This is a genomic window from Pseudoflavonifractor sp. BSD2780061688st1 E11, assembly GCF_005844125.1.
Classification (GTDB): Bacteria; Bacillota; Clostridia; order Lachnospirales; family Lachnospiraceae; genus Sellimonas; species Sellimonas catena.
Window position 1 is genome coordinate 1 of record NZ_SPHM01000064.1, and the last position, 13,628, is coordinate 13,628.

Consider the following 13,628-nt stretch of genomic DNA (forward strand, 5'->3'; position numbering starts at 1 on the left):
GTAAAAAAATACAACCCAAAGGCTGTATTTTCAATATATTTTTCAGTTGTTAGAATGGAGAAAGTGGCAAAGTCGGGAAAATGGTAGAACAGGGCTTTGGCATTACCATTCTTCCAAAACTGCTTCTCCACAACGCCCCGTTTGAAGTCTGCATCCGCCCGTTTACCGAGCACTACACCCGTACCCTCGGGATCGCTCTTCCGTCCGGCATTACGCCGTCCAAAGCAGTTTTACAGTTCCGGGCATTTGCGGAAAACTGGTGCCGGGAAAATCTGTAGATAAAACGGAAATGATTTCCCCGCGTTATCCTACCTTTGTTTTGTATACCTACTCTTAATTTTATGGTATACTAAATTCATAGGAGAAGAAAGGATGTGTTACCATGGCATTAACACAGAAGAATAACGAGTACACGATCGATGATATCTACGCTCTGCCTGACGGGCAGCGTGCAGAACTGATCGATGGTCAGATGTACATGATGGCACCGCCGGGCAGGAGACACCAGTTAATACTTGGTTTCCTTTACCGCAAAATTGCTGATTATGTCGAACAGAAAGGCGGATCCTGCGAAGTCGATATTGCTCCATTTGCCGTATTTTTAAACGCAGATGATAAAAACTACGTCGAACCGGATATCAGTGTAATATGCGACTCCAAAAAGCTGAATGATAAAGGATGTACCGGCGCTCCGGACTGGATCATTGAAATTGTCTCTCCCGGAAGCAGACGGACAGACTATTTCACTAAACTCTTCAAGTATCGAACAGCTGGAGTTCTTGAATACTGGATTGTCGATCCTGATAAAAACAGAGTTACCGTTTATAATTTCCAATCCGAAGATACCGCGGAATTCACTTTCGCCGATTCTGTAAAAGCAGGAATCTACGGTGATCTTCAGATTGATTTCAGTTCATTAAATCTTTTATAGCAGCAAAAAGCGGACCCGCTATAGGATCCGCTTTCCTCTTGTCTCATATTCTTTTATCTGATCTGCTCCACCGCTTCTTTGCAGAGTGCTTCAATTTCATCATACTTTTTCTCTGCAATCAGACTTTCTTTTACCATCCAGCTGCCTCCGCACGCAATGACCTGCGGGCAGGAGAGATAGCTTCCAATATTCTCCTGGCTGATACCGCCTGTCGGCATAAACCGGAGCTGGAAATAAGGTGCCGACAGTGCTTTGATTGCTTTGACGCCTCCGTTTACTTCTGCCGGGAAAAATTTTACGACAGACAAACCAAGCTCCAGCGCCTGTTCAATCTCGCTTGCCGTTGCCACACCCGGATAAACCGGAATTCCTTTTTCCTGACAGTAGCGTACAATCTTGGGATTGAGCCCCGGACTTACGATAAACTTTGCCCCGGCCTCGATGGCTGCATCCACCTGTTCTGTCTTCAGGACGGTGCCTGCGCCTACCAGCATGTCCGGATATGACTCGCTCATCCGGCGGATCGCTTCCGCGGCCGCATCTGTCCGAAAGGTCACCTCCGCACACGGGATGCCGCCTCTTACAAGAGCCCCGGCAAGATCTTTGGCATCCTCCGCTTTCTCAAGCTTGACTACAGGAACAATCCGGATTTCTTCAAACCTTTCATCTATTGTTTTCATTTCGTGTTTCCTCCTTCTACGCTTCCTCCGCCTACCAGTGTGCCCCGGTTGCACTTTCGTTTGCCGTGTTGTCTCTGTAACTTAAGAGCAGGCAGACCGCATCCAGAACAATGTGAAGGCTCTGGTCAAAAAGGGAACTCAAAAGCTGAATGGAACCACGCTTCTCCCCGGTATCTCCTTTTACGATCCCCGGAATCACAAGGATCTGATCCGCAAATCCCGCAAGCGGCGACTCTCTTTTGCTTGTCACAGCAATTACCGATGCATTTTTCTCTTTCGCTTTTCTGGCAGCGTCCACAACGCTGATGCTCTTTCCGGATCCGGATACTCCTATCAGAATATCCCCCTCCTTTATGGCCGGTGTGATAGTCTCTCCCACCACATATACGGTGTATCCAAGATGCATCAGCCTCATCGCAAATCCTTTCGCGCTGAATCCGGAACGTCCTTCTCCCGCCACGAAGATCCTCCGGTCCTTTTGGATCAGACCGATCACCTGATCAATCTCGTCTTTCTTTACATTTGCGACTACATGTTCAATCTCGTCCATGATTGTCCGTAATACATCCATTGTCCTGCCTCCGTTCTCTATCCATATCTTACATCCGGACGGCCCCGGCAAACCGCGCAGCCGTCTCTCGTTTGTTTCCTGATTTCGTAATCGCGCTTCCCACGATCCCGATTTCAATTCCGCACTCTTTTAACAAAGGTACCGTATCAAGTGTTACGCCTCCGGCTGCCGCTATCTTTCGGACTCCCGAGAGCTCTCTGACGCTGCTTCTGACCAGTTCCGCGAGCCCTTCCCCCTGTCTGTCGGACGGAAGGTGAATACAGAAAACAGCCTCCGGAAATGCTTCGCCAAGTACCCGGATCCGTTCTGCCGGCACTTCCAGCAGGTCAATCATATATTCCTTTCCAAACTCCCTGGCCACATCGGCACATGCCCGGATCGTTGTCACGGAAGAAAATCCCATGACTGTCGGAATATCTCCTCCGGCCTCATATGTTTTCCTGAACTCGTAAGCTCCCTCATCGCAGGTCTTGATGTCTGCCAGAAAACACTGTTCCGGAAACCGCTTCCGAAAATACGCAACGCTTCTGTCCAGACCGTAGTCTTTGATCAGGGATGTTCCGATTTCAATAATATCGGCAGACTCTTTAATCTCTTCTATCATAGCCTCTGCCGTCTCAAGATCTGTCCTGTCAATTGCTACCTGAAGTTTCATCTTCTCACCTCTGATTCTGATGTTTTTCGATATATGCCTGCAGTTCTTCCTGCGTCGGCAGGCCTTCATTATCACTCTCCACCGATACCTGAATGGCTCCGATGGCATTGGCCCGCTCGATCATCTTTTCAATGGAAAGCCCTTCCAGATAACCGCTGATGATACCGACAGCAAATCCATCTCCGGCTCCTACCGTATCGACAACCTGCTCTACTTTGAATCCGCAGAATGTTTCTTTCTGTCCCTCTGCATCCACATATGCCCCGTCGGCTCCGGTCTTTACGATGACCGCTTTTGCGCCAAGTCCGCGGTAATATGCGGCGATCTCTTCCGGCTCTTCACTTCCCATAAGGATTTTCCCTTCTCCTGTTCCAGGAAGAACGATATCCGCTCTTGCAGCGAGATCGTTGATCGTGCGGATCATCACACTTTTGCTTTCCCACAATGTCGGCCGCAGGTTCGGGTCAAATGTCACAAGCATTCCGTTTTCTCTTGCCCTCTCAATCATCCGGTAAGTCGCATTTCTGCAGCTCTGGGAAAGAGCAGGAGGAATTCCTGTCAGATGCAGTACCCTGGCACCTTCAAAATCCACCTTTTCCACGTCCTCCTCACTTAAGCAGGAAGCCGCGCTGTTCTTTCTATAATAGAAGACCTCCGGATCTCCTTCGAACACCTTATTCTTCAGCTGGTAGCCGGTAAAATGCTGGTCATCCTTTGTAATCTGGGTATCAATCCCTTCTTTTTTCAGTTTCTCCTCGATGTAGGTTCCAAACGGATCCGTTCCAAGCTTGGTCACATAGGAAACACTGTGGCCGAGCCTTTTCAGACCGATCGCCACATTGACTTCCGCTCCCGCAAGAAGTCTTGTAAACTCTTCTACTTCATGGAGTCTTCCCGGTGTCTTCGCGACAAACATCGCCATCGGCTCTCCAAATAATATCACTTCTGACATTGACATCTTCCTTTCTATGCCTAGGTCGTCTGACGGACCGCAAGTTCCGGCCGGATGATCAGGGACGCTTTCTCCGACTTTCCTGTCATCAGGTTTTCCAGAAGCTGCACGGAGAGTTCGCTCAAAAGTTCTCCTTTATTGTTGATCGTTGTAAGGGGCGGATTGCTGATCCTGGAATATTCGGAATTGTTGCATCCGACCACAGCTACATCCTCCGGAATCCGGTACCCCATATTCTGGAGTGCATTCATGGCATATACCGCAGTCAGGTCCTCGGTAAAAATCACCGCGTCAAATCTTCTGCTGCCGCCCACAATCTTCTTTGCCGCCTCCTCGCCGCCTCCGGCTCCGTATTTTGTATACAGGATCCGTTCTGCGGCATCATCGTACCCAAGCTGTTTCATTTTTCTCAAAAATCCGTCGCGCTTTCTTATCCCCGCATCCTTTTTGACATCCATTACAAATGCAATATTTCGATGCCCTTTGTCATAAAGATGCTGGACCGCCAGCTGTACGCCGTATCCCTCATCCACGAGAACCGACTGGACATTCGGAAGTTTCAGTTCTCCGTTTGCCATCACAATCGGTGTCTCCGGAAGAAGCTCTCCCAATTCCTTCGGATCACAGAGATCATTAAACTCTGAACCTACCAAAATCACGCCTTCAACCTGATTTCTCGAAAGCATCCGGATATATTTCATACATTCTTCTTTTCTGGAACCGGTATTGCAGACCAGAACCATGTAGCCAAGCCCCGTCAGCTTCTGCTCCATGATAAATGTCGTCATGGCATAATGCGGGTGCCGGACATCAACTGTCACGATCGCCACATTTTTCATCGTCCCGCTGACAAGCCCTCTTGCTATAGCGCTTGGCTGGTATTTGTTTTTCTTTAACACTTCCTGGATTCTGGCCTTTGTCTTCTCACTGACATATCCTTTATCGTTAAGAACTCTGGATACTGTCGAGATGGAAACACCGGCTTCTTTTGCAATATCATATATATTCATGTTGTGCTATCTCCTGACATTTTTCTAAGTTTTAGTATACGTTTTCTTCTCTTTCATTGTCAATCGACAGCAATGATTTTAAGCTTCTACAAGCACTTTTACCACAATCTTTTTCACTTTGCACGGGGCATCTCCAATGCATCTTGGCTTGTGCCCGTCCTCCGGAGAGACAATGGCAAAATCACCTTTTCTGAGGTGAATCCACCCCGGATTTTCCGGCTCTTTATAAAACTCCAGATCCCGCTCCGGATCGTATCCGGTATCCTCTTCCAGCTCTGAAAGCGGGATATAACCGAAAAACTCTTCTCCTTCCGCCACATACTGGATATCATAATATTTCCGGTGGGTCTCAAACCGGCAGTCTTTCGGGTCTTTTGTCGTATATTCCTGAATCTCGGCAAAGATTTTATCTCCGTCGATAACCACCTTTCCCGGCTCCATGCCGGAAAAATCCGTAGTCCTCAGAAAGTCCAGCGCCCGTTCTATCTTTTCTTCTGTATAATTGTATTTATTTCCAATTTTCACGCTTGTTGTCAGCATCGTTTTCCTCCTCTCCCGAAACGGCTTCCATGATCTCCTCATAGAGAGCCCGTGCCGCTTCCTGGTTGTAACAGTACATCAAAACCACATCCAGCACATACGGGGAAAAAGAGAGGCGTTCCATTCTGCCCGCAAAGGCCATGGCTGCCATTTCACTCAAAGCGATAAGCCTGGATTTGTTGGAAAACGGTCTTTTCCAGAGTTCAATCTTTTCTGTCTGGGTAAATATTGTTTTCCGTTTCTCCTGCTCCACAGCATGGAACAGTTCGTGAGCCAGCAGCACAGAGAAAAGATCTGCTCCTTTGAACAGGTCTTCCATCTGTTCTCCGGCAATAAGTTCTTCAGCCTTTTTGATGCAGTCCATGAAAATCGTAATCCGGCCGGACTCCTCGTACTGGGCGAAAATCACATGCCCGCCGCCGTTTGGAATATCCGGAGTTTTTATCTGGATTCCTTTTGCCCTTACAACCTCTTCCACCGTACACTCCGGAAACCCGGTCTTTATAAGATCAGCCTCTTCTCGTCCGCATTCCATCGCAAGGCGCGTGTAGGTCTCCTTTTGTGCTTCTGAAAGTTTTCTTTCAAGGGGCTCATGCCGGAATGCATAGCGCCCCCAATCCTCGTCTCCAAGTTCCATCAGATGTTTTGTCATTTCCCGTATTGTCTGCTGCATGTTGTCCTTCTTTCTGAATACTTATAACGAACTCTTTGCTCCTACAACGATAATATCCATATTCGGATCCAGTGCCTGCATTTCCACATCGATCAGCATCAGGATTTGTTCCAGTTCGGTACTTCCTCCAAAGTCCATGACTCTTGCGCCTGCGCAGATATAGTAGTCCGGACGGAGAATGGAGTCTGCCTTGTAAACCGCCAGCTCTTCCCACATCTTCGATACTGCGCTTCTGTAGCTTGCGGCCTTAGTCTGAACAGCCACACCATCGGTTCTCTGTACTTTGATAAATCCTTTCTTGTCCAGAATACGCACTGGCCGTTTGTCTTTTTCTGCTGCCTGGAATACCCAGAAATTTGGAATCTGGCAGACAAGTTCGATTTCGTTTTCCTTCTTTCGCATGTTTTCCGCCGCAAGCTGTCTTGCCTCTTCGTAGGTACATTCCTTCATCAGGTCCGCCGTCTTGACTTCTGTAGATCCAAGAGCAATCGCCGTCAGCTTGGATGTCTGCTGGTCGATCTCGATATGTACTTCCACTGTATCCGGAGATGCACCGCTTTCTACCGCTTTGTCCACCGCTTCCTGTTTGATGCTGCGGATATCTTCCGCTGTCGGATTCGGAACAACACGTTCTACCACGTCACGCACCATGGCAAGTGCAACACCGATGGAAGAAATGACTTCCGCGTTTTCCGGTACGCTGTAGTTGATCTTCATTTTGTCTGCGCAGAAGCCGATCAGAGAAGTGGCTCCGCCACCAACTCCAACAAGAGAAATCTGATCTTTTTCCAGTTTATATTTTTCTGCAAGTTCCAGAATAACCGGCGAAATCTTTTCATACGCACGGGTCAGTATCTGTGTTGCCACATCCTCCACTGTCACACCCAGATAGTCCGCGATCGGCTGCATCGCCTTTCTTGCCGCGTTGGCATTTCCATAGGAGAAATGCTCCGGTTTTACCAGTCCCAGGACATTGGCCGCGCAGGAGTTGGTGATGGTGATGCGCTTGCCGCTCTTTAATTTGATTGCCACATAGTCTGCCGGATCACCCTTCTTCGGGGAGAAGAGCTCCAGCTGCGGGTCTACGATTTCTTCTTCCGGTGTAAATACCGCATAGTCCAGTCCCGCGATATGGGCCGAGCGCGGTCCTACATCTGTGACTCCGCTCTTGGACAGACGGATCATACTTCCTCCTGCCACACCAAGCACCCGCACGTCGAGGGATGTGATGTAGGTTCTATGTCCTCCGACGATGGAATAGTCGATCGCCGGACGTCCGTCTTTGATGACACCGATATTGGTTGTTGTACCTCCGACCTCAAAGTAAACACCATTGGATGCGCGCAGGTACATCAGGGATCCCATAACGGATGCCGCCGGTCCGGAGAGCATCGTCAGCACCGGACGCTTCTTCATCTCGTTGATCTCCATGACACCGCCGTCGCCTCTCATGATCATCAGAGGTACTTCCACGCCTGCCGCGCGGACGCTTTCCTCTGTAGAGTTTGCCGTGTTCAGCATCTTCGGAAGGATACTTGCATTGATTGCGGCCGTCCTCGTCCTTCTTGTCAGGCCGTACAGCTTGGTAATGTCAGACGCCATACTGGTCTCCATTCCCATCTCGTTTTTCGTCACATCATAGATTGCCTGCTCGCTGCTCATATCATCTACGCCGAAAGCTTCCGAAGCAACGATAACTTCCGCACCTTCCTTTTTCATTTCTTCCGCCGCTCTTTTGATGGAATCGTGATTCAGATCCCCCTCTTTAATGAAACGGCTTGTGATCTCGATCCTTCTGCCGGATCCAAGATCAATGTCTTTCAGTTTTGTCTGCGCTTTTGCCAGGAATCCCTCCAGCCCGCCTCTTGCGGAAGCAACGATTCCGACTTTCGCCACGTCTCCTTCGATGAGTGCGTTGGTCGCCTGTGTCGTACTGTGAGCGACAAACACAACATCTTTCGGATCAATATTATTTTCTTTCAGGCAGTTTTCAAACGCCTGAACAACTCCGGCTGCCACACCTTTCTCGTCATCGTGTGTCGTCTTGACAGAGGACTTTCCGATGATTTCCTGTGTCGCATTGTCGATGGCCACTGCTTTTGTATGTGTACCGCCGACGTCGATTCCCATTCTGACTTTTCTTCTTTCCATTCTTTTGATTCCTCCATCCATGATCCTAACCGAACATAAAGTAAACCATCGCCTGAAGAATGATACAGATGATCCATCCGGATACTGCACTGAGCTTCAGGAAATCCTTCGTTGAAACCTTCGTGTAATTAACACCCCATACAATCCAGGACTGTGTAATACAGCATGACACGTTCATGACGGTACTCGGGATGATAATCAGCGGTGCAAGGTATGCTGTGGAGAATCCGATTCCTTTGAGGATACCAAGTGTCGCCGCACCGCATCCGAACAGTGTAAACGGACCACGGAACATTCCAAGCGGGGCAAGAACCGCAAATGCAATACTGATTACCAGCGTGTTGTTCGGAATTACTCCTCCGAGCAGTGCATTGAAATATGGCACGCAAAGTTCTGCAGCCTTGTTGAAAATCGGAAGCACAAGCAGAAATCCTACCAGCGGTGCTGTATCTACCACGCCGTCGAAGAAGTCCTTGTTAATCATCCGGCAGGTTTGACCCCAGCTCTTGATTTTCTTACATGTTACCAGCGCATACAGACTTCCAAGAATAAATCCAAGAATAATCGGAACATCAAATACAATCAACAGTACTACCGGAATGATCGGGGAGATCAGAGAGATTCCAGGAGCATTGTCGCCTCTTCTGTTTTTCTTTGCCGGAACTGTTGCCGCCCATGTATGTACCTTTTTCTGTCTGGAAAGTACTAAAACCATGATAATGATAAACACAACCTGAATGGCAAGTGCGTAGATTCCCCAGGATGTATGCTGGTCATACGGATAAAGTGTCTTTCCGTTTTCATCCAGGAAAAACGCAGAATACTGTCCGTACAGTACCGGATTGACAAACATTCCGGCTCCAACGCTCATCATGAATGCACAGGTCGCAAGCACCCTCGGAATTCCAAGAGACATAAAGATCGGAAGTACGATGACACCGATCGCCACGACTGCACCTGCACCGAAGATGGATGAGAAACATGCTGTTGTTACAACGCAAAGTAAGATACAGGTCAGCGCCGGCTTGTCTCCTCCGAGCTCCGTCGTTGTACGGATCAGAGTGGATGCGATCCCGGTGTTCATCAGAACACGTCCAAACCATGCACCAAAGATTACGTTAACAAGTGTCGCGCCCCATCCTTCCGGGCCGCTCTGGAAGGTGCTTGTCAAAGCATCAATCCAGCTGATACTGATGGCATCCTTATTTGCCGCGATAAAATCCGGGTTGGTTACAAATGTATTTCCGATCATCGGAAGTACTGTCCAGATCACTCCCATTACGAAAATACCAAGCATCAGATTTCCTCCGCGTACCGCGTACACGACCAGCCCAAAGAAGGAAATCAATAACAAAATTCCAATTAAATACTCCATAGTAGACCTCCTGTCACCCTTTCGTTTTCTTGTTTCATAAATCCGTTCCCTTTTTCTAAAAGCGCTTTCATATTTCCGATTATATCGTTTGACTAAATAAAGTCAACATTTTTCTCCATTTCTTCGTCATTTTGTCATTTTATCTAATTTAATTATTAAAAATTTGTAAATTATTTTGCTTCTAATTTTTTCTTTTTGTGAAAGCGCTTTCATATTTATTGTTCAAAATGCCGGAAGCATCATCTTTCTGACAGCTACAATATACCGCGTCAGGAAAACAGTGTTCGTATTCGAACAGGTCTATACAATACTATGACATAAAAATCACGGAAACCGATTGTCCGTCCCCGTGATTTTCTAATATATTATGTTATTCCAAATCATCAGCCTGTTGAGTCGTATGCCTTTGATTTCCTGCTTCTAATTCCTTTTCTCTGACCAATAAAATCACTTCCAGATACGATTTTATCTCTGACTTCCATTTTCATTTTCCTCAATTTAACTCACTCTTATTTTTACTCCCAGATTCCTGCTCTTCGGTACACTTCCTCGATAAATTCTTTCTTTTCCTTCACAGCCACAAGCACATCATCCCCGGAGTTCGTGTGAATATAGATCCGATCCAGTGACATGGCGAGGGAAGATAGCGGATTGTGTGTTTCCTCCAGAAGTTCAATATTCCGGTATCGGATGCGTTTTTTTATGAAACCGAATACGATCAGCAGCTCCTGCTCTCCAAGGTAAATATAATTTCTGAAATATATCGGTACCATCAGAAGATCCACCAGAACGAGTACAATCAGGGCTGTGATCACAGATGCGATTTCCTCTTTTTCTCCTCCTGCAGCCGGAATGACTGACCAGAGAACCAGTACATTGACAAAAATCAGAAGCGCCCATGCCCACAGATCCACTTTTCCCTGAAACTTCATATCCGGAATTCCAAGAGTATCGTCCCGTTTTTCGGTTCTGTATACTTCCTCTTCTCTCTGTACTCTGATCCTGCCGCTCTCCTGCGCCCGTCTCTGCTCCTGTCTCTGTCTGATAAATATGAAAACAAACAAAGCTGCAACAAATCCGAGGACAACAAAGAAAAAGTATTTTCCGAGTCTTCCAAGCCAGATCGTCCCCACGCTGCACCATCCAAAGATCAATGCGAGAAAGGGTCCGGTCACCGCGAGGGTATCTCTGTTCATCATACTGCCGGCCCCGGTCTTTACGGAATTTTTCACCGCCGCATGGAGAGCCCACTGTTCGATCACGGCCATCACCACGCTCACTCCGTAGAGAAAGAGAAGGCTTGTTTTGCTTCCCCAGCTGTCCGGCTGTCCCCATAGTCCAAAATGCGTCGGGATCACATCCGGAATCTTCTGATACATCACTGCAATATAGATTCCCACGCCGATCGTAACAATCCACATCAGAAGCATAGAAAAAATCTCAGTCTTTCTGTAGTGTTCAAACATCTTCATACCTAGTCCCTCCCGTCTTATTTGATGTAAAATCCGATACAGTTCATTTCTGTATCAAAGGAAATGGTAAACTGTGCCCTGCCGTCCGAAAACTGAGCCATTACAATGGCCAGCGCGTATTCTGTTCCCGTGTCCTTGTCCTTCTGTCCGCTGATATTGGTTCCGCTGATCTTTTCGAAATCCCCCAGCGGTTCGATGGTTCCCTCGATTCCGGCCCGGATCTGATCCTCCGTAATCTGTGCTTTCATCATCTCGCTGAGCATTCCGTAAGCTTCGCCGATCTTTCCCGTACAGGAAAGCTCTGCGATTTCTTCCGCTTTTTCCTGTACCTCCCTTTCATCGAAGTTTGCCGAAAGCCTTGATGCACATCCGGCCGCAGGAAGCATCAACATGATTGCCGCCACCATAATACAAATTATTCTTTTTCCCTTTTTCATTTTTCTTCCCTTCTTTCTATTGGTATGGTGATACTCGTCTGGTATCCGTCTTTCAATCTCGAAACCTGCATCGTTCCTCCATATGATTCCACAACATACCGGACATTGACAAGTCCGAGCCCTTCGTGTCCCTTTCTCTTTTTCCGCTTTTCCGGACAGGAATTTCGAAGGCAGATCACAAGAAAATCTTTTGCTTCATCCATCTTGAGCGAAAGATAACGCTCTTCGCCGCACTCGGCAACTGCTTCCCTTGCATTGTCCAGCAGATTGGAAAAAATCGTCGTTACATCGATATCTTTCATGAACGAAAGATCCGCCTGCCCGATCTCAATACGAAGCCTTGCCCCTTTCATTTCCTGAAGATTCAGCTTTTCATTGAGGATCATATTCAGCATCCGGTGTTCCGTATAGGTGACCCGTTCCAGACTCCTTAACATTCCTCCGATATCACTGCAATACCGGTCCGCCGCCTCCAGATCACCCAGGTGATACAGTTCCCCGATCATCTGGATATGATTTTTCACATCGTGAATTACCTTTCTGGATGCCTGATACTTCTCTTCCAGTTCCCGGTACTGATGCATCATCATCTCCTTTTGCTGTTCGTAGAGCTGATACTGTAAATTTTTCTTTTGCTGGCCGATCATATATCCGAAGAGATAGATAACCAGAAGATGAAGCAGTACAATCCCGAGCACCGCCGCTGCCAGACTTCCGTATCCATAGATCATCAGCAGCGTGTCTCCGTTCAGATACAGAGCTAGAATCAGCGCCAGCATCAAGAACGGAATGAGCAGAAATACTGCTGTCTGCCCGTTGGAAAGAAATACCTGATCCTTTTCACGGAATACTTTGACAAAATACCGGGAGACCAGAATGTATTCCACCGCCAGAAGCAGATAAACCACCGACCGCATCAGGAAATACCAGTTCCCGACCATCCGCGTCATGGATGAGCCGAATCCGTATCCGAAAAAATCAAGCAGCATCGTAAATACCAGATAACTTCCAAATACCGCCATGGCAAACAGGATGGTCTCCACAATTCCCGCCTTGGTCCGAAGGTAAAACAGCGATGACAGGACGAAGAGAATCAGCATACCGCACCCCGCATAAAGCAGCGCGTTTTCCTGCCTGAGTGTTAAAACCGAACTTAAGAATAAAATCAAAACCGTCGGAATACGGATGATGTGCGGGATCTCTTCCGCCCTGTGGTTCCGCTTCATGAAATACCATGCCGCATAGGTGTATGCCAGGCAGTAGAGAAGCTCTGCCAGCACAATAATGATTCTTTCTGTTTCTGTAAATCCTGTATTCATAACCATTTCCTCACAGCCGTCCGGCCAGAAACAGATTCAGTTCCTCCCGTAATGCCTTTCCCTTTTTCTGCGAAAGCGGAAGAACGCTTCCATCCATCATGGTAATCTCGTATCCTTTAATTCCCCTGACCTGATCCAGATTGACTACAAAGCTTTTATGCGGCATTGCAAAGCCATACGGCCGCATTTTTTCCAGGCATTCACTGATCTTTGCCTGCTGGTAATAGACGCCTTCCTTTGTATGCACCTCAAGCATCCGGAATGTATATTCAAAGTAATAGATTTCCTCCGCCGGAATCCGGATTCTTCCCTCCTTCGTCAGAAGATCCACAACCGGCTTCTGATTTTCCTTCTGCATGTATTCCAGTGCTTCCTTAAGCTGCCGTTTAATTTCCTTTTCTTTGACCGGTTTGAGCAGGTAGCCGAAGGCATGAACTCCGAAAGCATATCCTGCATATCCGCCATAATTGGTAATATAAATAATTTCAACCTGCTTATCTGTCTTTCTGATCTCCTTCGCCGTCATGATTCCGTCCATCCCCGGCATATCAATATCCAGAAACAGAATATCATATTTACGGCCTGCCTCCAGTAATTCCTTTCCGCTTCGAAAGAGATCTACTTCGTATCGGTCCTCCTCTTCATGCAGGATCATTTTCCTGACATTTTCACACACAATTTCCTGATCATCACAGACTGCAATCCGAATCATAAGCCCCTCCTTTTCCCCTTGTGCGTTCATTATAATTCTCTGAATTTTTATCTTCAAGTACCACAGCACGAAAGTATGTGTCAAGTAATCGTTGGCACTTTTTCTTCTTTTTTTGATATCAGTTTATTTCTTTTATTTTCAGACAATTCA

15 protein-coding genes are annotated in these 13,628 nt (G+C 47.4%); 2 read left to right on the forward strand and 13 right to left on the reverse strand.

Going from position 1 to position 13,628, the window contains the following annotated elements:
- The first annotated feature begins 80 nt into the window (after positions 1 to 80).
- Entirely contained in the window at positions 81 to 278 is a 198-nt protein-coding gene (locus FGQ85_RS17325; RefSeq protein ID WP_243128601.1) for a LysR substrate-binding domain-containing protein, read from the forward strand.
- A gap of 104 nt (positions 279 to 382) precedes the next feature.
- Positions 383 to 931 carry a Uma2 family endonuclease gene (locus tag FGQ85_RS17330; protein ID WP_087169169.1) on the forward strand — a complete coding sequence of 183 codons (549 nt, stop codon included), beginning with the start codon at positions 383 to 385 and terminating at the stop codon, positions 929 to 931.
- Positions 932 to 984: 53 nt separating this feature from the next.
- On the opposite strand, the gene FGQ85_RS17335 is transcribed toward FGQ85_RS17330, so the two are convergent.
- The 13 genes from FGQ85_RS17335 to FGQ85_RS17395 form a co-directional block, all read right to left on the reverse strand.
- Complete coding sequence (locus FGQ85_RS17335) at positions 985 to 1,611, reverse strand: bifunctional 4-hydroxy-2-oxoglutarate aldolase/2-dehydro-3-deoxy-phosphogluconate aldolase (RefSeq protein ID WP_118636968.1); 627 nt, start codon at positions 1,609 to 1,611, stop codon at positions 985 to 987.
- 31 nt (positions 1,612 to 1,642) lie between these two features.
- Positions 1,643 to 2,182 carry a 6-phospho-3-hexuloisomerase gene (gene hxlB, locus FGQ85_RS17340; protein ID WP_138374086.1) on the reverse strand — a complete coding sequence of 180 codons (540 nt, stop codon included), beginning with the start codon at positions 2,180 to 2,182 and terminating at the stop codon, positions 1,643 to 1,645.
- A gap of 28 nt (positions 2,183 to 2,210) precedes the next feature.
- Positions 2,211 to 2,837, reverse strand: coding sequence for an orotidine 5'-phosphate decarboxylase / HUMPS family protein (locus FGQ85_RS17345; protein WP_162610201.1), 627 nt, complete (start codon positions 2,835 to 2,837; stop codon positions 2,211 to 2,213).
- 4 nt (positions 2,838 to 2,841) lie between these two features.
- Complete coding sequence (locus FGQ85_RS17350; RefSeq protein WP_138374087.1) at positions 2,842 to 3,789, reverse strand: sugar kinase; 948 nt, start codon at positions 3,787 to 3,789, stop codon at positions 2,842 to 2,844.
- Positions 3,790 to 3,809: 20 nt separating this feature from the next.
- Complete coding sequence (locus tag FGQ85_RS17355; protein ID WP_087169164.1) at positions 3,810 to 4,799, reverse strand: LacI family DNA-binding transcriptional regulator; 990 nt, start codon at positions 4,797 to 4,799, stop codon at positions 3,810 to 3,812.
- Between the two features lie 78 nt (positions 4,800 to 4,877).
- Complete coding sequence (locus tag FGQ85_RS17360; protein ID WP_087169163.1) at positions 4,878 to 5,339, reverse strand: YhcH/YjgK/YiaL family protein; 462 nt, start codon at positions 5,337 to 5,339, stop codon at positions 4,878 to 4,880.
- Positions 5,308 to 6,012 (reverse strand): hypothetical protein, encoded by a 705-nt coding sequence (locus FGQ85_RS17365; protein ID WP_138374088.1) that lies wholly within the window; start codon positions 6,010 to 6,012, stop codon positions 5,308 to 5,310. Before FGQ85_RS17365 ends, FGQ85_RS17360 begins: the two co-directional genes overlap by 32 nt.
- 21 nt (positions 6,013 to 6,033) lie before the next feature.
- Positions 6,034 to 8,163: a hydantoinase/oxoprolinase family protein gene (locus FGQ85_RS17370; protein WP_087169161.1), complete on the reverse strand. Its 2,130-nt coding sequence runs from the start codon at positions 8,161 to 8,163 to the stop codon at positions 6,034 to 6,036.
- A 25-nt stretch (positions 8,164 to 8,188) separates the two neighbouring features.
- Positions 8,189 to 9,538 (reverse strand): citrate transporter, encoded by a 1,350-nt coding sequence (locus tag FGQ85_RS17375; RefSeq protein WP_118636962.1) that lies wholly within the window; start codon positions 9,536 to 9,538, stop codon positions 8,189 to 8,191.
- A gap of 515 nt (positions 9,539 to 10,053) precedes the next feature.
- Positions 10,054 to 11,010, reverse strand: a complete 957-nt coding sequence (locus FGQ85_RS17380) for a PH domain-containing protein (protein WP_087169158.1) — start codon at positions 11,008 to 11,010, stop codon at positions 10,054 to 10,056.
- A gap of 17 nt (positions 11,011 to 11,027) precedes the next feature.
- The gene (locus FGQ85_RS17385) at positions 11,028 to 11,447 is read right to left on the reverse strand and encodes a DUF3887 domain-containing protein (protein WP_087169157.1); all 420 of its coding nucleotides are present in this window, start codon (positions 11,445 to 11,447) and stop codon (positions 11,028 to 11,030) included.
- Positions 11,444 to 12,766 carry a sensor histidine kinase gene (locus tag FGQ85_RS17390; protein WP_162610199.1) on the reverse strand — a complete coding sequence of 441 codons (1,323 nt, stop codon included), beginning with the start codon at positions 12,764 to 12,766 and terminating at the stop codon, positions 11,444 to 11,446. The genes FGQ85_RS17385 and FGQ85_RS17390 overlap by 4 nt, the downstream gene beginning before the upstream one ends.
- Before the next feature lie 10 nt (positions 12,767 to 12,776).
- The gene (locus FGQ85_RS17395; protein WP_138374089.1) at positions 12,777 to 13,478 is read right to left on the reverse strand and encodes a LytTR family DNA-binding domain-containing protein; all 702 of its coding nucleotides are present in this window, start codon (positions 13,476 to 13,478) and stop codon (positions 12,777 to 12,779) included.
- Positions 13,479 to 13,628 lie beyond the last annotated feature (150 nt).